The following is an 18,093-nucleotide window of genomic DNA, read 5'->3' as shown; positions in this document are numbered from 1 at the left end:
AGTGATTGCTAGGTGGTTGATGGTTGGGGCGTATGGTTTAAGTAGGAGTTTGGTGAAAAATAGGTTATGGTTCTTTAAAACCGGAGTACAATATGCGCTTTAAAATAATAATGAGTAGTTTTTTAGAGAGCGTGATGTTCTTGGTAGCATCGCCCTCTGAGCGGCAGACCATTGTGCAAGAGACTTTATTGGCAGCTTATATATGTTGTTGTTGTTATCTGGTGTTACTGGGACGATTGGTTATTCCATATCGTCTGCATACCATGGTTTCGATGATGGTATTTGTGGCTATTGATCCACAATCTTTTATGAATGTTTGTAGGTCTAAAGAGATATTGCCTGGTAGAGCAGGGCTATGTTTACAGGTATTGAGTTTTTCTTTTGGGCCATTATACGTAGATGTTGATTTACTAAATCCTGATTTAAATGACAATATTGCTGATGCCAATATTGTCCTTTAAGCGGACCTATCTCATTGACTTTATTATTTATTGAAGGTAGTCTTGAGTGAATAGAGGCGCAAAAATCAGATAGCACACATGTTTGAGTAAGCAGTATAGTGGGTGTCACGGGTTTTTTGCCGAAGTGAATCATGGCTTACTGTATGATTGATTGGCTTTATGGTTGATAGCCATAAGGCTCTCACACATCGTGGGGTGCTACGTGCCCCGACATATTTAAGGGGGAATCTTTTTTGGAAATTATCGCATTATTTGACTGGCTGGATGATCAGATATGGACCTATCTGGCATCACCACTAATTATTATGTTGGGGGTTGCATTAACCTACCGCTATAAAGCAGCTCAGTTGCGCAGGTCTAAGCGGATATCACCTCTATTGATGGAATGCTATACATGCCCTGATTCGGGTACTAGAGGCATTAGCCCTTTATACGCATTTTATATGACCATTGGTGGTTGTATCGGGGTTGCCAACATTGTAGCCGTTTGTACTGCCGTTCGTCTGGGAGGGCCTGGCGCTCTGTTTTGGATGTGGGTGGCCGCATTTTTTGGGATGTTGGTCAAATATGCAGAGATATATTTAGGTGTCAAATTTAGAATCGCCAACCAAGAAGGAAGTTATGATGGCGGTCCTATTTATTACTTTAAGAAAGTCTTTTCCTCACCATTCCCCTCTGTGTTGTTTGCAATGATGCTTGCGATATATGGTACTGAGGTCTATATGTTTAAAGTGGTTTCAGATAGTTTTATCATTAATTGGCATCTCCCTAATTATGTTGTGATACCGACACTTCTAGGGCTGGTTCTTTTGGCCGTTACAGGAGGCGGTAGCCGAGTGGGGAAAATTTGTGGGGTGATGATGCCGGCATTTATTGGTGTGTATTGCTTTATGGGATTGTGGGTGTTGGGGAATCATATCACCATGTTACCCAGTATGTTATTCATGGTGGTTAAGTCAGCTTTTACAGGACATGCAGCCGTGGGTGGTTTTGCCGGTAGTAGCATGATGGTTGCCATGTCGCAGGGCATGAAACGTGCTTGTTATACCGCTGATATTGGGGTTGGTTATGCTGGAGTGGTTTGTGCTGAAACACAGGATAGCGATCCTACAAAGCAGGCTGATTTATCCATTCTAGGGGTCTTTTTGGATACTTTTGTGGTGTGCACCATGAGTGTGTTGTTGGTGTTGGTCACTGGGGTCTGGACCCAAGGGCTGCCAGAATCTGAGTGGGTACTAACGGCATTGGGGTTATACTTCCCTTATATGAATATCTTTATGCCGATCTTTATCTTTTTGCTCGGTTACTCAACCATCATCAGTTACTTCCATGTTGGTAGAAAGTGTCTGGTATATTTATTGCCCAATATAGGTGGTAAATTATATTATGTTTATGCCATGGCAGCTTTTGTGGTCTTTTCTTTTGTTGAGCAGTCACATGCAATACTGCTCATGCAGTTTTGTGGGGCCATTATGTTGCTATTGAATCTATATGCAATCGTCCGGCTTCACGGTGAGATACAGATAGACTAAGCCGTGATCTCGCTAGCTTCTAGATCGTGTGCCATTTCATTATCAGCATTCACAGCCAGGGTGACACAAATATCAGACCAGACATTAATGGCACTTTCAAGCATATCAATCATGACATAAAAGGGTAGGATGAACCCCATGATCTGCAATGAAACGCCCATAGAGCTTAAAAGAGCACAGGACAAGAAATAACAGCCCATTGGCACGCCAGCATTACCCACAGCGGTTAATGTAGAAATTAAGATCCAGATCAGCATCTCTGGTGCTGAGAAGAAAATCCCATGACATTTTGAGACAAAGAAAACGGTTGTTAGAATAAATGCAGCACACCCATTCATATTAATACTAATGCACAAAGGCATGGAGATACTAGCAACTTTATGATCGATATCGGTATTGCACTTTAAATGCTTTAGCGCAACGGGTAGGGCGGCACTTGAAGACTTTGACCAAAAGGCAACCTGTAATGCTGGAAGCATCTTCTTAAAGATAACCATAGGGTCAAGACCCTTTCTTTTTAGTAGCAGTGGTAAAACAACAATGGCTTGTAGAATATTGGCCCCAACAACACAGAATAAATATAAAGAAAGCGTATCCAATTGTAAGGATTGAGACATAACACTTTGCACAAACTGTGCAGTAAACCCCCAAATAGCCACAGGAACCAGTTTCAGTATCCATTCGGTCACTTGAAAGACTGCGGCATAAAGACTGGAAAATAACTGATGAAGTGTTTGTCTTTTATCGCCTGGTAGAGAGAGTGATGAGACCCCAATCCCCACTGCAATGAGTAGGGTGCCAATGACATTATTATCAGCAAATGCTTGAATCACATTAGATGGGACAACATTGAGTAGATAATCAATATAACGCATGCCTTGTTCTGAGGGCGCTGTTTCCGTTGCTAGATTCACCAAATTTGGATTTGCAGGGTCGATGATTAAGAACAATAGCAAAGCGATCGTTGCAGCGCAGACTGTCGTTGAGATGGTATAACCCAATACCTGACTGCCTGTTTTTTTCAAATCATCGTATTTCTCTAATCCCGAAATGGTCGTTGCAATGGATAAGAAAATAATCGGCAAGCTTACGAGCTTTAAAAGCCTCATAAAGAGCTCTGCAATAAAGTCAGCTGTTCCTAAAATAATATTGTGCCCTGGTAATATTCCACTACCAGCAATGAGGCCTCCGGTAATGGCAAGTGCCATGGTGTAAGGCTTAACTTTTTTTAATATGCACATGAATATTCTCTATTAACAATAATTTGAGCAATATTCTATCGTATTTTCTGTGATAAGTCTAGCGAATGACTTTGGGTCCATAAGGCTATTTATTCTCAGGATCTAGAGGCTTGTTATGCCCACATCTAAACAAATAAGAGACGTTCCTTGCTCACATTCGGTCATTTAAGTTTTTCTGATTAGGCCCTTGATCTCGGTCATTTTAAACTGAAATCCAAGTTGTTGGATTTTTTCAGAAGAGACTTGTTGTCCACTGAGAACAAGCTCTTGATACATTTGCCCAAAGTGTTTGGCAATACCCTCTGGAATCTTAATAAAGCAAGGCCTTCGCATGGCTTTGGCAAGGCCTTTTTGAAAGTCCTGTTGGGTGGTTTTTATGGGTGTTACAATGTTATAAGCCCCTGTGAGTCGTTGGTCGATGGCAAATAAGAATGCTTGGATCACATCTGAAAGTGAGACCCAAGAAAAAGGTTGGGTGCCTTTACCCAAAATGGCGCCCAAACCAAAATAATGTGGGAAACACATTAATGGGAGGCTTCCACCACTGAGATCTAATACCGCACCCAAACGGAGGTAGCAGGTATGCTTTTGATGATTATCTGGTAAAGTCGATTCACAGGTGTTGGCTAGTGATGAGAGAAAGGAAGGGTGGACAGCATGGTCACTTTCTTTAAATAGATGGTCATTGTCAGGTTGATGTCCATAAATTCCCACCCCACTGGCACAAATGATATGTGGCGGTTTATTGTGCTGACCAAACAGTGTTGCAATGGTGTTTAAGGGGGTGACTCTACTGTTTAGTAATTCATCTTTAAATGCGTCGGTCCAAATGCCCAATAGTGATTTTCCACAAAGGTTAATGACAATATCTATGTGATCTAGTGGGATATCTGCTAAGGTATCCCAGGTTTGAATGGTGGCATGAGGCAGTTGGTTGGCCAATGCTTGTATCCGAGCAGACTTTCTGGAAACCAACGTGAGCTGATGCTCAGATAGCGCCATGGCCAGGTGTTGACCAATAAAGCCACTGGCACCAAATATTAGAATGTTCATGACGCATCCTTCATTTGACTATAACGTTCAAGTGCTTCTTTCCTGGAGGTTTTAAGATCCACAATAGGATAGGGGTAGGTTGATCCCAAATGAATTCCAGCTTCTTTTAAGATGGCCTCAGGCGCTTCCCACGGTGCATGTAAGTGCTTAGTGGGTAATTGAGCCAGTTCTGGAACATGCTGTCGAATATAGTCACCCTCAGGATCAAACTTTTGACTTTGTAGCAAAGAGTTAAAGATTCTGAAATAAGGAGCTGCATCAAAGCCTGATCCAGCAACCCATTGCCAGCTGGCACTATTTGAGGCAAGGTCTGCATCATAAAGATGCTCCCAAAACCAGTGCTCGCCTTCATGCCAATGGATCAATAGATTTTTGGTTAGAAAAGAGGCAACCACCATTCGCATTCGGTTATGCATATACCCAGTGTTCAAAAGCTCACGCATCGCGGCATCAATAATCGGGATACCCGTTTTGCCCATCTGCCAGGCTTCTAGTTGTTCCGGGCTTTCCTCCCACTCAAACCGATCAAATGTCTTTTGCCAGTTGTCAGTGGGTAGTGATGGATAGTGATACAGTTGGTAATAAGAAAATTCTCGCCAACCCAATTCACTTAAGAAATGATCAATATCTTCATCTGGAACCATACCTGTCAGGCCTTTAACATGATGCCAAATTTGATTGGGCGAGATCATCCCCCAGTGTAGGTAAGGTGATAATCGAGAGGTATGCGGTCTTGCTGGAAAGTCACGTTGTTTCTTGTAGCCACTGAGCCCTTCAGCAACAAAGTTTAAAAAGACATTCATGGCACCTTGTTCACTGACGTCCCATTGTGCAATAGGTTTGGGAGAGGATTTCTCTTGAGGGAAATCAATCCACTCAAGCTGCTCAACTTGTATTGCTTCAACCGCTCTTGGTGGTGTGCTGTTTAAGCACCCTTTGCGGTAGTAAGGGGTATAGACTTTGTAAGGTTCTTGCTGTTGATTGAGAATGGTCCAAGGCTCCCATAATAAGCTAGCATTAAATGACTCAGCATGAATCCCAAGATCTTTTAAGGAGGCTTTTAGGGTTTTGTCAGCAGCAATTCGGCTGGGCTCATAACACCTGTTCCAGTACACGTTTTGTATTTGGTGTTCTTCACACAGTGTTTTCACAATAGATAGCGTATCACCTTCTAATATAACCAGTTGGTTATTGAGTGTTTCATTCAAAGACGATAATGCATTGTCTAACCACTGTTGGCTATTATGCCCCAAGGGCCAATCACCAAGACTTTTTGTATCATGGATATAAATAGGTAATATCTGGTCATTTACAGCAGCATTGAATGCAGGGTTGTCCTGTATTCTCAAGTCTAAACGAAATAAAACAATGGATCGGTTCATAGGTATACTCCAAGATGGTGCTATTCTAATCTATCCTAATATAGAAATAAAGGTGCTAATGAGCGGAATGAGGTGGGTGCGTTCATCAGATGTATTGAGGTTCCTGGTATATAAATTTTGTGTCTGTGTCATTGTGATGAGCGTATAATCGTTTTTTTTGTTGCATAATCATCATCTTTGCTTTATTTTAAGGTGTCGTTATAAAGAGTATAAGCATGAAAATAATAAATACAATCCGCATGTTGGTAGATATTGACGGGGTGTTAATCACCAATAAAGTTCAAGATATCATGATACATAAAGTACATGAGCATTTCAAAGGTCCTATTGATCAGCTAAACTTAGATGATGACGCTGTTTTTACGCAAATAGCCAGTTTGTGGACACAGTCAGTAGTAGAAGCTGCAAAACCGTTGTTTGACCATATGATGACAATCATTGCTGCTACTAGAGCAGAGGGAGCATTGCTTCCAGAGGCTGCAGTAGAGATTTATTCAGGCTCCGCAAGAGATGCTAAGATAGACCAAAGTAATGCTTTCTTAAATAGCAAAAAGCTTCAAGCAGGCCAGTCACATGATAAAACAATACACCATAAGGGATTTGCAAGTTGGGCCATGAAGTTGCAGTTTCTGCAACTGTTTTCTGCACCTGTGATGCTCTCAATTTTTAGCAATGAAATGAAAAGACTGTGTGGTGAAAATGTGGCGTTAAAAGACCTAAAGGTAGCGCTATTTGCCAATCTACCACAGGACTATAAGACTGTTAGCTCAATGGACAAATCAGCATTATTTGCCATGCATGGTGCTTGGTCTAAGCCAGATAGTATGGTGATATTTATAGATGACAGGAAGGATCTTATTACGGGTTTTAAAGCATGTGCATCATCCTATCAAGGGCGTGTAGCGTCAGTACACTATTGTGAAGAAAAAAGTGGTAACGGATACACAATGGTGTTGATCCCTGAATCCATTGTCCCTACACAAGAAAAAGATATGGATAAAACTTTTGCAAAGCCAAATAAGGCTGAATCTGAGTGGACGAAAATGTGGGATTTATATTTGAAGCCAATGTTGCCTATGATGGGCAGCGTAACGATTGTATATCCATGGTTGTGTCCATTCGTTTACCAAGGTGTTACAAGTGAGATGGTCGTAGTACCTGTTGCAGCAGCAAGTCTCGAAGGCGGGGCTTCGGCAGCACAGCCTTCAGCGCCGGTATCTCCAGTCAAGGCTGATGCTACTTTGACATTAGGACTATAAATAGGATATCGGGTGTAACATGCTTTATGCCCGATATTTGACGAGCAGCTTGTGGGTTGAATCATAAGTAGTTAAGATGGGGCTAGGATCAAAAGGAATGGTTATGTTAAAGGATGGATCAAAGCCCTTACATATTGTAATTGCAGGTGCCAATGGTGGTATTGGTGGTGCCTTGGTTAAATATTGTCAACAACGCTCAGATGTCGCACAAATATATGCTTTGTCTCGCCAAGTGGTTTCAGGTGATAAGGTGATTCATCTACCATTGGATTATGACAATCCAGATCGCTTAGATGATATAGCCAAATCAATCCCAGAGTTAGATATCCTAATCATTGCAACAGGCGCCTTAACCCATAGAGAATCAGGTCCTGAGAAAAGAATCAGTGATGTTTCAATACCAGAGTTATCCGGGTTATACCAGGTGAATGCTATGGGACCGATTATGCTGGCCAGAGCACTGGCACCTTTATTCCCGAAACACACCCCAAGTGTGTGTTTGGCGATCTCTGCTAGAGTGGGGAGTATCTCAGACAATCACCTAGGCGGTTGGTATGCTTACCGAGCCAGTAAAGCTGGTTTAAATATGTTATTTAGAAGTTTGGCCATAGAGTTAAAACGGACAACAGAATGCTGCGTCTCATTGTACCATCCAGGTACAGTCTCAAGTCCAGGCTTTGCACCGTACCAGACCCATACTGACCCTTCGCATATTAAGTCACCAGAGACTGCAGCCTCAGAGCTCTGGCAACATATGATGAACCTTTCTCAAGATCACTCAGGGAAGTTGATGGACTACCAAGGAAAAGATATTACCTTTTAAGGTTAGGTTTTGTTGTCCGATCCACTTTAGGAGGGCGGAGGATTTCCCCCCTTTCTTTCAGAAGCTTTGCCACGGTTGGTAGGTAGTTTATTTGTCCGTTGTCCTTCAAATCTGCTGTTGTCTTCTTGAGTATGGTCATTAAGTCTGTTCTGGTTATGTCCTTGTATTTACTACTTAAGTCTTTGCAGGCTCTAATGCCTACCTTTGATTTTGATAAGTTGTATGTGGAATCATTTCTTTGCTTGAACTCAACGTAAGATTTTGTTATGGCTTCAAAGGCTTCCTTTTCGGTCAAGGCTGGAGAATCTTGATCATAAACAGGATTATTATGTGAATTTCTCACCTTATTAACCTCCGATAGGGCTTTCCCGTGCACCTTGGCAGGGAGAGGAGGTTTGTTGTGAGAATGCCCCGTCAAAGCTTTTTTAATCTTGTCTTGATACCTAACTTCATCACCCCCATTGGAAATTTGTGAGAGAATTCCTTTTACCTGATCAACACTCATCGTTGAAACCAGTTGGTTCATCTTTATGCAGAATACCTTCTGCTTAGTGTTTAAAGTGCTCAAATTCATATTCTGTCGATAATTCGATTCTAACAGATCGAGGGTGGTTATGGGTTTTGGGGTCGTGGGGAGTGGGGGTGGACTATTTGCAGGAGCATCAGCAATATCATATACCCTACTATGCTTGATGCAATCTTGTTTTAGTCTTTCTAGCACGGCATTGTGATTACCATCAATTTTGTCAAGAGCAAAGGTTTGGGGCGCTAAGCCGTCTACTTTAAGTGTTAGCTCGTTACTTCCCTTCGAAAATGAGGTCAGCTCAAAATCAATATCCGAATAACTTTCAGTAATCTGATCTAGTTCAAAGCTATTAAAGTCATTATGATTATCAAAAAGAAATTCTTTGAATTCGTTGTTCAATTGCTCTTCCTTAGTCATTTTAGACGAAGCGAGGTCATATATATTGTTATTGTTTTTTGATGGCATATCATCACCTTTTTGTTTAAAGTGACGGTATTCTAGCGCGCTTTTTTTATTTGACAGAAATATTGTTAGGATTTCTGTATGCTACAAGCTACCGAATTGTACTTCGGTTAACAGGTTATATTTACTTTTATCTTGGTATGTAATTTGTACTTTGTTTTGTGATTCTTTTATGATGCTACGAAGTAGGCCATTTTTATAGCCATCATCAAGATAGTCAGTAGGTACAAGGAATATACTGCCCTGGGTTGTTGAGGCAATTTTTTCAGCAATGATTTGTTGCTTTGGCATAATCTGATAAGGGGAGTGATTTCGTCTATTGTGAAGTTTTTCTAAGTTGCTTAGATGTTCTCTATGTTGATCTTGGGTTACTGCTCTGCGTGTGATGGAGGCTTCGACCAAACCTTTGTAACCTTCTTGGCTGAGGGTATATGCTTCAGGCGTTTTTAAAAATAGGGTGCTCATCAGATAGACAAAGGGGGCAAGGATGATGCTTGGGAGCAAGAGAAGATGGCGGTAGGAGTCTAACGTATCATAAGAGATGTTTTTAAAGACATAGTGCGCAAAACTGGTTAAGCCACGAAACAGTGCATGGTGAGGACCTTTGTGTTTCATTACAAGACCCAATTCGATATTGGCATCAAGGGCATTATCTCGAAGTTCGCTATATGATGATCGAGAGACGATGCAGGCAAGCGCTGATGTAATACAAATCCAGAGATACTGTAAATGCAACCTCCAGTAGCTTGATGTGGTGTAAATCGGTTGTGTGTTTTGATCCTCTACTGCTTCGGTAAGCTTGTGAAGCATGGCTGTTGGTGAGGATTGCGTGGCGATAATCCGGTGACAAATCTGATTGTCTTGCCCTGGAACGTTTATGTTAATATAGTATATTGCCCCAAGTGGAATAGGGTTATACTGATAGTCTTCTTTTAGGACGTATGTGGGGTGAGTTGGCATAGTGATCCTTGGTTAATTTAGCTGTGATTGGATGTAGCTTGTGATCTCTAGGTAGTCGATTCTGATTTGTTCAGTGCTATCTCTGTGGCGGATAGTGACGGTCTTGGGTTCTTGCTCAAGGGTTTCGAAATCAACGGTGATACATAAAGGCGTACCGACTTCATCATTTCGGCGATAGGCTTTACCAATATTGCCTGTATCTTCATAACGAATACGGCCTATTTTTAAAGCTTGTAGGGATTCTGTGATCTCTTTGGCAATGGCCACAATCTCAGGATTATTTTTGGCAAGGGGGATCACCGCCACTTTGATGGGGGCTAAGGAAGGCTTCAGTTTAAGGACAGTCCTCTGTTTGCCATCGGCCAATGTTTCTTTACAGTAAGCATCAACCAATAGGGCTAGGACACCACGATCCAAACCAGCTGAGGGCTCAATCACGAAGGGGATATAAGGTTTTTCTCCAGGGGTTTGGATTTGTAGTTTGCTAATACTGTCAGGGTTGTCCTTAACAGATGCTTGGATATTTAACTCAGCTTGATTTTTGGTATGGGAGCCTAGATCATAGTCCGTTCGGTTGGCAACGCCTTCAAGCTCTTCCAATCCATGTGGGAAGCGGTAGAGGATATCGGTTGTGGCTTTAGCATAATGTGAGAGATCGTCTTTTTTCTGAGGTTCTAATACCAGGTTCTCAGGATTAATACCTTGTTGTTGCCACCAGTTAAGGCGCTCTTTTATCCAGTATTCATGCCAAGTGTCATCTTCACCAGGTTTGACAAAGAACTCAAGTTCCATCTGTTCAAACTCACGGACTCTAAAGATGAAGTTTCTAGGCGTGATTTCATTTCTGAAGGCTTTACCGATTTGGGCAATACCAAAGGGGATCTTTCTAGAGGTTGCATCCAGGACGTTTTTAAAGTTGGTAAAGATGCTTTGTGCTGTTTCAGGTCTTAAATAAGCCGTACTGTCAGTAGATTCCACAGGTCCATAATGGGTTTTGAACATAAGATTGAAATCACGGGCTTCTGTTAAGTTGGTTGAGCCGCAGTTGGTGCATTTGCCATCAATGTGATCTGCACGCATTCTAAATTTACAATCTTTACAATCAACCATCGGATCGGTAAAGGTATCTTCATGTCCGGAATACTTGAGGGCTTGTTTATGGGTAAGGATACTCCCATCAATACCTTCGACATCATGCCTAGAATAGACCATGTCCTGCCACCAGGCCTCTTTTAGGTTTTTTTTCAGTTCACATCCTAATGGCCCATAATCATATAGACCTTGTAATCCACCATACAAGTCATAGCTTTGGAAGATAAATCCTCTTCTTTTACATAAGCTAACGATTTCTTCCATCGTGATGGACTGATTAGACATTGGTGCCCCTTATAACTGTTAATGCCTCAGTGTAGACTTAACGCACTGACATTGCAAGTATATTGCGCTTTCTGAGATCCAGTAGGGCGCAAATCAAGGCCTGTACATTTGTGAATTGATATATTATAATCAGCCACTTAAGTAATTTTTGGTGAATAGAGATGACAGACAATAGATTGCCAGTGACGGTACTATCAGGCTTTTTAGGCGCAGGGAAAACAACGCTATTGAACCATATTTTACACAATCGGGAAGGCCATAAGGTGGCAGTGATTGTGAATGATATGAGTGAAGTCAATATTGATGCAGGCTTGGTAGCACAAGGTGGGGCTAACTTGTCACGTTCGGAAGAAAAGTTGGTTGAAATGAGTAACGGGTGTATTTGTTGTACATTAAGAGAGGATCTCTTGTTACAGGTACAAGAACTGGCCGCAGAAGGACGTTTTGATTATTTGCTGATTGAAAGTACCGGGATCTCTGAACCATTACCAGTTGCGACCACGTTTGATTTTAGAGATGAAGATGGGCACAGTCTATCAGATGTTGCCAGACTTGATACGTTGGTCACGGTGGTGGACAGTGCCAATCTTATTCAAAATTATTGTTCTACTGACTTTTTAAAAGATCAAGGTGAAAGTTTGGGTGAAGAAGATGATCGTGCATTGGTGGATCTATTGGTAGAACAAATAGAATGCGCTAATGTGATTATTCTAAATAAACTGGATTTGGTGTCACCAGAAGATTTAGAGACAGTAAGGGCGGTCATTCGAGGGCTAAATGCTAAGGCAAAGGTGATAGAGACGACTGAGTCACAGGTTGATTTAAGTGACGTGATGAATACCGGATTGTTTAATCTTGAAGAAGCACAGCAGCATCCATTATGGGCTCAAGAACTCAACAATTTCCAAGACCATGTCCCTGAAACAGAAGAATATGGTATTACAAGTTTTGTCTACCGTGCCAGAGCCCCTTTTGATCCGGCAAAGATACATGCATTCTTTTATCGAGAGTGGCAAGGGGTTGTTCGTTCTAAAGGTTTTTTCTGGGTTGCCAGTCGACCAGATTTTGTGGGTGAGCTCTCTCAAGCAGGTGCTTTTGTGCGTTATCAAGGTATGGGGCGTTGGCTTGCAGCAGTGCCTAAAGACGAATGGCCAGAAGAAGCCAGTGATGAAACCTTGGGACAATTTTGGGATGAAAACTATGGTGATCGTAGGCAAGAGATTGTGTTTATCGGTTTAAAAGCAGAGATGGATGAAGCCGATATTCGTCAGCAATTAGATGAATGTTTGCTGATAGGTTATTCATTAACATCACCAGTCACACTTGAGGATCCTTTCCCGGCTTGGTTTGAGATGGAAGAATAACGAATTTTGTCATTTGGGGGAGTGGCTTTTCCCCCAATATGCTATTAGTTGTGCTACTTGCTGATGGTCTTATGGTTTGATATTTTGTAGTTCTATGGCACGGTTTCTAACAAGATCGCTGTCGTTGGCAACAGGTAAAGAAAACGCTTCTTTAGCAAATTGACCTAATGATTTCACAAGTGCCATATCAACAGACGGGTCATGAGATAGGGTGTCTATTAATTGAGGAATGCCGAGTTTGAAGTCATCGGTCTTATAAATGGATTCTGAATTGAATAAGCGCAGTGTTGGAATATGAAATGTTAAATGTTCATATTGACTTTGCAGTTTTTGAAGTACTGTGGAAAAGGCTTTATTGAGATAATCGCAATACGTAGTGCAGAGATCTGGAGAAGGATACCATTCATCCACCCATTGCGCAAAAGCGTATAGCGTTGGAAATGGGAGATCCATTGCTACAAGCTCAAAGAACTTTTGCATAAGATGACTACTTCGTTCAAGACCATGCCCCGTTACTTTTACCAAAAGTTGGTTAATATGTGCTTTAAAACTTGGATTCTTTGCAAGTGCCGTACGTAGGCATTCATCTTCAGCAACTTGAACACAGATGGACTCTAGAATATCTTTTCCATCAAAGTCATGGAATTCAATACCTGGGTGTAATACGCCACATTTGTCTAGAGTTTCTAATGTGTGGAAACTGATTTTAGGCTCATAATGCCCAGAATAATTGGTTAATTGTGTCATGACACCCTTTTCAACGACAATACTACCGGCAAAAATAACCCGTCCGGGCTGAAAGATGCTGTGAAGCAGAATTTTACCAAAACTTGGCGCTATGTTTTCATCGATATGGTTAAAAACATAAAATTGATTGGATTTGGTGATGACCAGTCCAGCTTCATTGCTCATATGCTTAAATTGGTAATCAAGGGTGCTGAGTGGTATCATCTGGCTGTTGTCTGGCGCTAGCCGATAAAGCTTTCCTTGGTAAGGAAAAGCTTCCATGCTATCAATACTCATTCTATTGGTAAGCAGATCCTCGCCAACATTATGATCTTTGATTCGTGAGGCAATATTAACAACATACCCACGTTTATTGTAAGAAACGGGCTGGAACAAGTGTAAAAAATGAGTCGACTTCTTTCTTTCCAGTTCTAGATGATGAAATAAATCAAATTCATGTATTCGTTGTACGGTAGGATCACAACTAACAAATAACTGAGAACCAGTTTTGGCTGTAAAATCATCTTTTAAAGAACAGTATTTGGCATAAATGTCCTGCTCTTTGGGGGTTAATGCGATATCGTGACCGCGAATATATTCTTGCAGACGTTTAAATTCAGTTGATGTTAAACCCCATTGCTGTAGGCAGCTTGAAAAGGATAGTTCAAGCTTACAAGAGGTATATAAAGCATCATACGCAATGTCTCTAAATCGGCTTAAGGGAGACTGGTCTTCTTGACGATAGGAGGTTATTTTAAGCTGAAGATCCTCTGCGTCACTGGCATTAAGCGCAATGGTTAAAATTTTTAGCTCATCTTCATTATGGGTCGGCTGTTCGATGATCTTTCTAATGATTGAATTCCTGCGCATACTTTTTCTCTTATTGTTATATTAATATTCGTGTTTTTTTATTATTTATTAATACCATGTATTGTATCATTACTAGGGACGCTAATCAATAGTGTGATCGTTGGAATTTTGGCATTATGATCACTGATAGGATGATTATGGTGGAAGCTGAGCCTAATTTTAAAAGGACACCGTGTGACCATATATAGCTAATATATCACTTTCTCAAAAGCGTAAGAAATATCAATCATCGTCTAATCACTGCATAGAGCCATAAATAAGATACTGTTTTTTACAAAGGTAGACCTATTTAGACAAAAGTGAAAAAAAACTGCCAAAAATATAAAAACGGCTATAACACTATGAACAACTATTTGGAGATAGCATATGACTAAGAAAAACCAATATTATTTACTTTGCGTGATATCATTAATTGCTGTAGTTGTATTCATTGGTGTTACAGCAGGGGCGGCAGCAGCACCTGTTGCGGGAGGTGCCGCCGCAGCAGCAGCGAGTTCTGGAGCAGTGGCGGCAGCAGCACCTGTTGCGGGAGGTGCCGCCGCAGCAGCAGCGAGTTCTGGAGCAGTGGCCGCAGGAGCAACAGGAGTTGGGGTATTTGCAATGTTAGCTGGCTATTTAGGATACAAGGGTTATAAAGAACCGCCTCCGCTTCCACAAGGTCAAGATACTGATACACGTGCAGATGCATACGAAAATCCAAGGTATGAGCCAGCCTATAGTGACAATGAATCTAGCGCTAATACAATCGAGAATGAATCTCATTATGCAAATCCAGCTGCTTCATCTGGAGATACTGAGTCTGACTATGTGGCTCTTGAAACTATGAATAACAATTCAGGTGCGGATGCTCTATATGCGGTTATTGAGAATAACAATGCCTCCCAAGCGCCAGGACAGCAAAAAGTAGGCGACGGCAAGGTAAATATGAGCAATCAATTGACGGAAGCTGGGATATTTATGAAAAAGGCTATAAGTGAGAATAAAGGCATTAGTGGTGGTTATGCAGCCATAGCTCAAGCTAAAACTGATGCGGAGATGGCCAAGCGTAGTATGGTTCAGAGGAAGCCCGGTAGACTTCGTGCGAATCAAAGGAATATGGGGCCTAAATAATAATTGACATTTCCCTGTTTATTATCATAAACTAACACACTTTGGAGAGGTGCCCGAGCGGTCGAAGGGGCACGCCTGGAAAGCGTGTGTGCGTTTATGCGTACCGAGGGTTCGAATCCCTCTCTCTCCGCCATCCGCCGTCGCGCGGAACGCGCTATGGCGTGATGCCACGTCGTAGTAAAACGAAGACGGGCTGTTTAATGTATTAGGTATATTCTATACAAAGTGAAAATAATCCAGACAAATATTATGCTTATAACGTGCCGATAAATTTGTCATTAATCCTCCGTTTTCAAAAAATCAGAGGTATCTATAATTCTATAAAAATAATCACTGGTAGCGACATTGCTAGATACGCCGCCAATGTGAAATAACACTGGAATCACAGCAAATCCTCTTGGTGCTTTTAATGCTGTTACTTTATCTTGGACTTCAGATATAACATTTGCTCCTAATTCCCGGCGTTTAAATTTGAACTCACAGACAAATAAATTCTTAGTTGTCGTTTGAATTAAGAAATCAATTTGGCAACCGGCTTTGGTTGTTGATTTAGACTGCCTAAAGGGACCACTCGCAATAATATCAGCTGGATTAATGCCTATGCTTGCCAGTAGCACATTTCTATTTTGTAAAAGCAGTTGTTCTAGCTGCAAGCCAATATGCGCCTCAAACCCAGGTAAACTTGATATAGCCGTATTTTGAAAACCATTTAAATCGATTTTGTTTCGCTGAGGCTCTATAAGCTTTAAATAGAAGCGCATGTAGGGATCAGATATGCGATATAGACTCTGTTTGAGTGGCTTATTGGTTTTAAATGACCAAAGATTTTGTTTTGATACGAAGCCTGCAATAATTAAATGTTCCATAAAACTGCTTAAAGTACCGCTATGAGGGAATCCTGTGATTTTGCGTACATCAGCTAATGTTTTCATACCATCTTTTAGGCTATCAAGAATTTTTTTATAAGAAGCGCCTTTACCATTAAATAAATCGTGGAAAATACGATCGAATTCTAGAACAAGTAAGCTATCTTTTTCAAAGCACAATTGCTTGATTAAATCATCAGCTGTCTGGCCAGGCGTAATTTGTTCCAAGTACCAGGGAATACCGCCTAAAATACTGAGTAATTTGTATGTGTCGTAATCAGATCCTTTAAAACCTGAGGTGCGAAGTAGTTTATTTGCATCACATATTGGGAGTGGCTCTAAAGTAATAGTAAGGTTAATCCGACCAAAAAATGCGGTGCTTTTTAGGATATTTTCTTCTATCCATGTTGACACCGAACCGCAAAAAACAACCATAATAGGGAGTTGCTGTTTATCCCACCAAGCTTTTAGCTTAGGAATAAAACTAGGGTCTTTAGAGCCCATCCATGAGATTTCATCAAATAAGATAATATCGCCCGGTTTAATATGGCGACGAAGATGTTCAAAAGCATCAGTCCAATCCTGGAATGTAAAAGGTGGCAGCTTTAGATGGGTTGCAAGCTGGCGCGCAAAATGATCGCGCTGGCTTTGATCATTCATACCTGCTTGTGGTGCAAGTCCAGCAAAATCCCAGAGTCTATTTTCTGGACATGAAGTTGCAAAGAAATTAATTAACCGACTTTTGCCGACTCTTCGTCTGCCTTTAACGACAACTAAGTTAGGTGTTTTTTTCTTATGAAGAGCCTTTAAGCGATCTAACTCATTTTTTCGACCAATAAATACCTGTGTTGCCATCATAACCTCTTATGCTTTATTCACTAGTTATGATATAATGAGACCTACCTTAAGTCAAGTTAAATTGCTCAAAACGCATTTTGTATTAAAATGAGATTGCATGATTTCGCTCACCATGACGCTAATATCACGGAAACCGTGATTCTAAGGATATGCAAAGCTTATTATCGAAAAGGCTTAAAATCGATAATAACACCGATCCTTATCACCACCTTTAGAGGTTTGATTCTTATTGTTATCGAAAATTACCATAATCGATAATAGTGGCGCTGTATCCTGTGCCCTAAAAGTGGCAAATATCGTCACTAATAGGACATGGTATGTCCTTTAGGTTTCAATATTCGTAACCTAGAGGGCAAGATAGGCATATAGTGGATTGTGGTCTCCATGTCCCTAAAGTTACAAATATCCTAACTTTAAGGACATGCTGAACTCAAAAACTTAGTTGCTCAAATTAATTTAGGGGCAGATTTTTGCCTTTGAACAGTGTCATATAGATTCTTTAATGGTACATGTAGATGAATAAAATATTGGTGGTTGGTGCGAGTATCGCTGGCCCTGTTGTCTGTTATTGGTTGAAAAAAATAGGATTTAAACCCACATTAATTGAAAAGAATGATCAGATTAGAAAAGGGGGCTATGCTGTTGATATTCTTGGTATTGCAATTGAAGTTGTCAAGAAGATGGGGGTTTTAGAGGCCATTGCTGCGCAACGTACCAGTATACAGCGGAGTCGGCATGTGGATGCTTTGGGTTATACGCTAAGAGAGGATGAGCCAGAGACTGCAGGTTTTCGTTTGGGTGAGGATGTTGAAATGAGTCGAGGAGATTTGGTACAAATCTTTATGGATCTTATCCCTGATGTGCCGTGTCACTTTGCACAATCCATTGTAGAATTAGACCAACAGCAAGATGGTGTTGTGGTTACATTTGCAGATGGTTCTATTGAATGTTATGACTTGGTGATTGGGGCAGATGGCTTGCATTCTAAAACTCGAAGATTGGCATTTTTAGACAGTGATTATACCAAAGTAGATTTAGGGGCCTGTATTGGTGTGGCCAATATACCCAATGTCTTAAACATAGATCATGAGGAAGTTTTATTTGAGGCGCATAATAAATCGATACATTATGTGAGTGATAGAGATCCTAATATGGCTCAAGTAGGCTTTATGTTTCGGTCTGATAAGCATTCAATTGGGCATGCTGAAGCACAAAAATAGTTT

15 protein-coding genes, 1 tRNA gene and 1 riboswitch are annotated in these 18,093 nt (G+C 41.0%); of the genes, 8 read left to right on the top strand and 8 right to left on the bottom strand.

The genetic code is table 11. The features are described 5' to 3' along the window. Positions 1-110: 110 nt before the first annotated feature. The gene (locus MKS91_RS00865; RefSeq protein WP_258568957.1) at positions 111-461 is read left to right on the top strand and encodes a hypothetical protein; all 351 of its coding nucleotides are present in this window, start codon (positions 111-113) and stop codon (positions 459-461) included. Between the two features lie 43 nt (positions 462-504). After that, a riboswitch (Lysine riboswitch) is annotated at positions 505-670 on the top strand. Positions 671-694: 24 nt separating this feature from the next. After that, a complete protein-coding gene (locus MKS91_RS00860) occupies positions 695-1,993 on the top strand; it encodes an amino acid carrier protein (protein ID WP_258568956.1) in 1,299 nt (432 codons plus the stop codon). Here the strand turns inward: MKS91_RS00860 and MKS91_RS00855 are convergent. The 3 genes from MKS91_RS00855 to MKS91_RS00845 form a co-directional block, all read right to left on the bottom strand. Then, positions 1,990-3,234 carry a dicarboxylate/amino acid:cation symporter gene (locus MKS91_RS00855; RefSeq protein WP_258568955.1) on the bottom strand — a complete coding sequence of 415 codons (1,245 nt, stop codon included), beginning with the start codon at positions 3,232-3,234 and terminating at the stop codon, positions 1,990-1,992. The two genes, MKS91_RS00860 and MKS91_RS00855, sit on opposite strands and share 4 nt — an antisense overlap. 165 nt (positions 3,235-3,399) lie before the next feature. Beyond that, positions 3,400-4,287, bottom strand: coding sequence for a TIGR01777 family oxidoreductase (locus MKS91_RS00850; protein ID WP_258568954.1), 888 nt, complete (start codon positions 4,285-4,287; stop codon positions 3,400-3,402). Next, positions 4,284-5,669, bottom strand: coding sequence for a cryptochrome/photolyase family protein (locus MKS91_RS00845; RefSeq protein ID WP_258568953.1), 1,386 nt, complete (start codon positions 5,667-5,669; stop codon positions 4,284-4,286). The genes MKS91_RS00850 and MKS91_RS00845 overlap by 4 nt, the downstream gene beginning before the upstream one ends. Positions 5,670-5,884: 215 nt before the next feature. Here MKS91_RS00845 and MKS91_RS00840 point away from each other — a divergent pair, with 215 nt between their 5' ends. Together MKS91_RS00840 and MKS91_RS00835 are read left to right on the top strand one after the other, a co-directional pair. Then, positions 5,885-6,928 carry a hypothetical protein gene (locus MKS91_RS00840; RefSeq protein WP_258568952.1) on the top strand — a complete coding sequence of 348 codons (1,044 nt, stop codon included), beginning with the start codon at positions 5,885-5,887 and terminating at the stop codon, positions 6,926-6,928. Between the two features lie 103 nt (positions 6,929-7,031). Continuing rightward, on the top strand, positions 7,032-7,751 hold the full coding sequence (locus MKS91_RS00835) for an SDR family NAD(P)-dependent oxidoreductase (RefSeq protein ID WP_258568951.1): 720 nt from the start codon (positions 7,032-7,034) through the stop codon (positions 7,749-7,751). Here the strand turns inward: MKS91_RS00835 and MKS91_RS00830 are convergent. From MKS91_RS00830 to MKS91_RS00820, 3 genes are all read right to left on the bottom strand, one after another. Further along, positions 7,741-8,742 (bottom strand): hypothetical protein, encoded by a 1,002-nt coding sequence (locus tag MKS91_RS00830; RefSeq protein WP_258568950.1) that lies wholly within the window; start codon positions 8,740-8,742, stop codon positions 7,741-7,743. The genes MKS91_RS00835 and MKS91_RS00830 overlap by 11 nt on opposite strands. Before the next feature lie 81 nt (positions 8,743-8,823). Then, entirely contained in the window at positions 8,824-9,699 is an 876-nt protein-coding gene (locus MKS91_RS00825; RefSeq protein WP_258568949.1) for a hypothetical protein, read from the bottom strand. A gap of 12 nt (positions 9,700-9,711) precedes the next feature. Beyond that, positions 9,712-11,076, bottom strand: coding sequence for a glycine--tRNA ligase (locus MKS91_RS00820; protein ID WP_258568948.1), 1,365 nt, complete (start codon positions 11,074-11,076; stop codon positions 9,712-9,714). A gap of 161 nt (positions 11,077-11,237) precedes the next feature. Here MKS91_RS00820 and MKS91_RS00815 point away from each other — a divergent pair, with 161 nt between their 5' ends. Continuing rightward, positions 11,238-12,440: a GTP-binding protein gene (locus tag MKS91_RS00815; protein WP_258568947.1), complete on the top strand. Its 1,203-nt coding sequence runs from the start codon at positions 11,238-11,240 to the stop codon at positions 12,438-12,440. A gap of 69 nt (positions 12,441-12,509) precedes the next feature. Here MKS91_RS00815 and MKS91_RS00810 read toward each other — a convergent pair whose 3' ends face one another. Then, on the bottom strand, positions 12,510-14,036 hold the full coding sequence (locus MKS91_RS00810; RefSeq protein WP_258568946.1) for a hypothetical protein: 1,527 nt from the start codon (positions 14,034-14,036) through the stop codon (positions 12,510-12,512). 366 nt (positions 14,037-14,402) lie between these two features. Here MKS91_RS00810 and MKS91_RS00805 point away from each other — a divergent pair, with 366 nt between their 5' ends. Continuing rightward, positions 14,403-15,146 (top strand): hypothetical protein, encoded by a 744-nt coding sequence (locus MKS91_RS00805; protein WP_258568945.1) that lies wholly within the window; start codon positions 14,403-14,405, stop codon positions 15,144-15,146. A gap of 43 nt (positions 15,147-15,189) precedes the next feature. Beyond that, positions 15,190-15,279: transfer RNA gene (locus MKS91_RS00800), tRNA-Ser, on the top strand. 145 nt (positions 15,280-15,424) lie between these two features. Here the strand turns inward: MKS91_RS00800 and MKS91_RS00795 are convergent. Then, positions 15,425-16,870 carry an AAA family ATPase gene (locus MKS91_RS00795; protein ID WP_258568944.1) on the bottom strand — a complete coding sequence of 482 codons (1,446 nt, stop codon included), beginning with the start codon at positions 16,868-16,870 and terminating at the stop codon, positions 15,425-15,427. Positions 16,871-17,385: 515 nt separating this feature from the next. On the opposite strand from MKS91_RS00795, the gene MKS91_RS05290 reads away from it, so the two are divergent. Then, on the top strand, positions 17,386-18,090 hold the full coding sequence (locus MKS91_RS05290; protein ID WP_336604800.1) for an FAD-dependent monooxygenase: 705 nt from the start codon (positions 17,386-17,388) through the stop codon (positions 18,088-18,090). Positions 18,091-18,093 lie beyond the last annotated feature (3 nt).

Source organism: Candidatus Synchoanobacter obligatus, assembly GCF_024259865.1.
Taxonomy (GTDB): Bacteria; Pseudomonadota; Gammaproteobacteria; order Comchoanobacterales; family Comchoanobacteraceae; genus Synchoanobacter; species Synchoanobacter obligatus.
This window is presented reverse-complemented; position numbering and strand designations above follow the sequence as displayed.

What these genes read in the sequence shown, in the direction of transcription:
- MKS91_RS00805 (WP_258568945.1), top strand. Translation starts at nt 14,403, where the DNA reads ATGACTAAGAAAAACCAATATTATTTACTTTGCGTGATATCATTAATT.
- MKS91_RS00855 (WP_258568955.1), bottom strand. Translation starts at nt 3,234, where the DNA reads ATGTGCATATTAAAAAAAGTTAAGCCTTACACCATGGCACTTGCCATT.
- MKS91_RS00795 (WP_258568944.1), bottom strand. Translation starts at nt 16,870, where the DNA reads ATGATGGCAACACAGGTATTTATTGGTCGAAAAAATGAGTTAGATCGC.
- MKS91_RS00810 (WP_258568946.1), bottom strand. Translation starts at nt 14,036, where the DNA reads ATGCGCAGGAATTCAATCATTAGAAAGATCATCGAACAGCCGACCCAT.
- MKS91_RS00865 (WP_258568957.1), top strand. Translation starts at nt 111, where the DNA reads ATGAGTAGTTTTTTAGAGAGCGTGATGTTCTTGGTAGCATCGCCCTCT.
- MKS91_RS00825 (WP_258568949.1), bottom strand. Translation starts at nt 9,699, where the DNA reads ATGCCAACTCACCCCACATACGTCCTAAAAGAAGACTATCAGTATAAC.
- MKS91_RS00820 (WP_258568948.1), bottom strand. Translation starts at nt 11,076, where the DNA reads ATGTCTAATCAGTCCATCACGATGGAAGAAATCGTTAGCTTATGTAAA.
- MKS91_RS00840 (WP_258568952.1), top strand. Translation starts at nt 5,885, where the DNA reads ATGAAAATAATAAATACAATCCGCATGTTGGTAGATATTGACGGGGTG.
- MKS91_RS05290 (WP_336604800.1), top strand. Translation starts at nt 17,386, where the DNA reads ATGAATAAAATATTGGTGGTTGGTGCGAGTATCGCTGGCCCTGTTGTC.
- MKS91_RS00815 (WP_258568947.1), top strand. Translation starts at nt 11,238, where the DNA reads ATGACAGACAATAGATTGCCAGTGACGGTACTATCAGGCTTTTTAGGC.
- MKS91_RS00850 (WP_258568954.1), bottom strand. Translation starts at nt 4,287, where the DNA reads ATGAACATTCTAATATTTGGTGCCAGTGGCTTTATTGGTCAACACCTG.
- MKS91_RS00835 (WP_258568951.1), top strand. Translation starts at nt 7,032, where the DNA reads ATGTTAAAGGATGGATCAAAGCCCTTACATATTGTAATTGCAGGTGCC.
- MKS91_RS00830 (WP_258568950.1), bottom strand. Translation starts at nt 8,742, where the DNA reads ATGCCATCAAAAAACAATAACAATATATATGACCTCGCTTCGTCTAAA.
- MKS91_RS00845 (WP_258568953.1), bottom strand. Translation starts at nt 5,669, where the DNA reads ATGAACCGATCCATTGTTTTATTTCGTTTAGACTTGAGAATACAGGAC.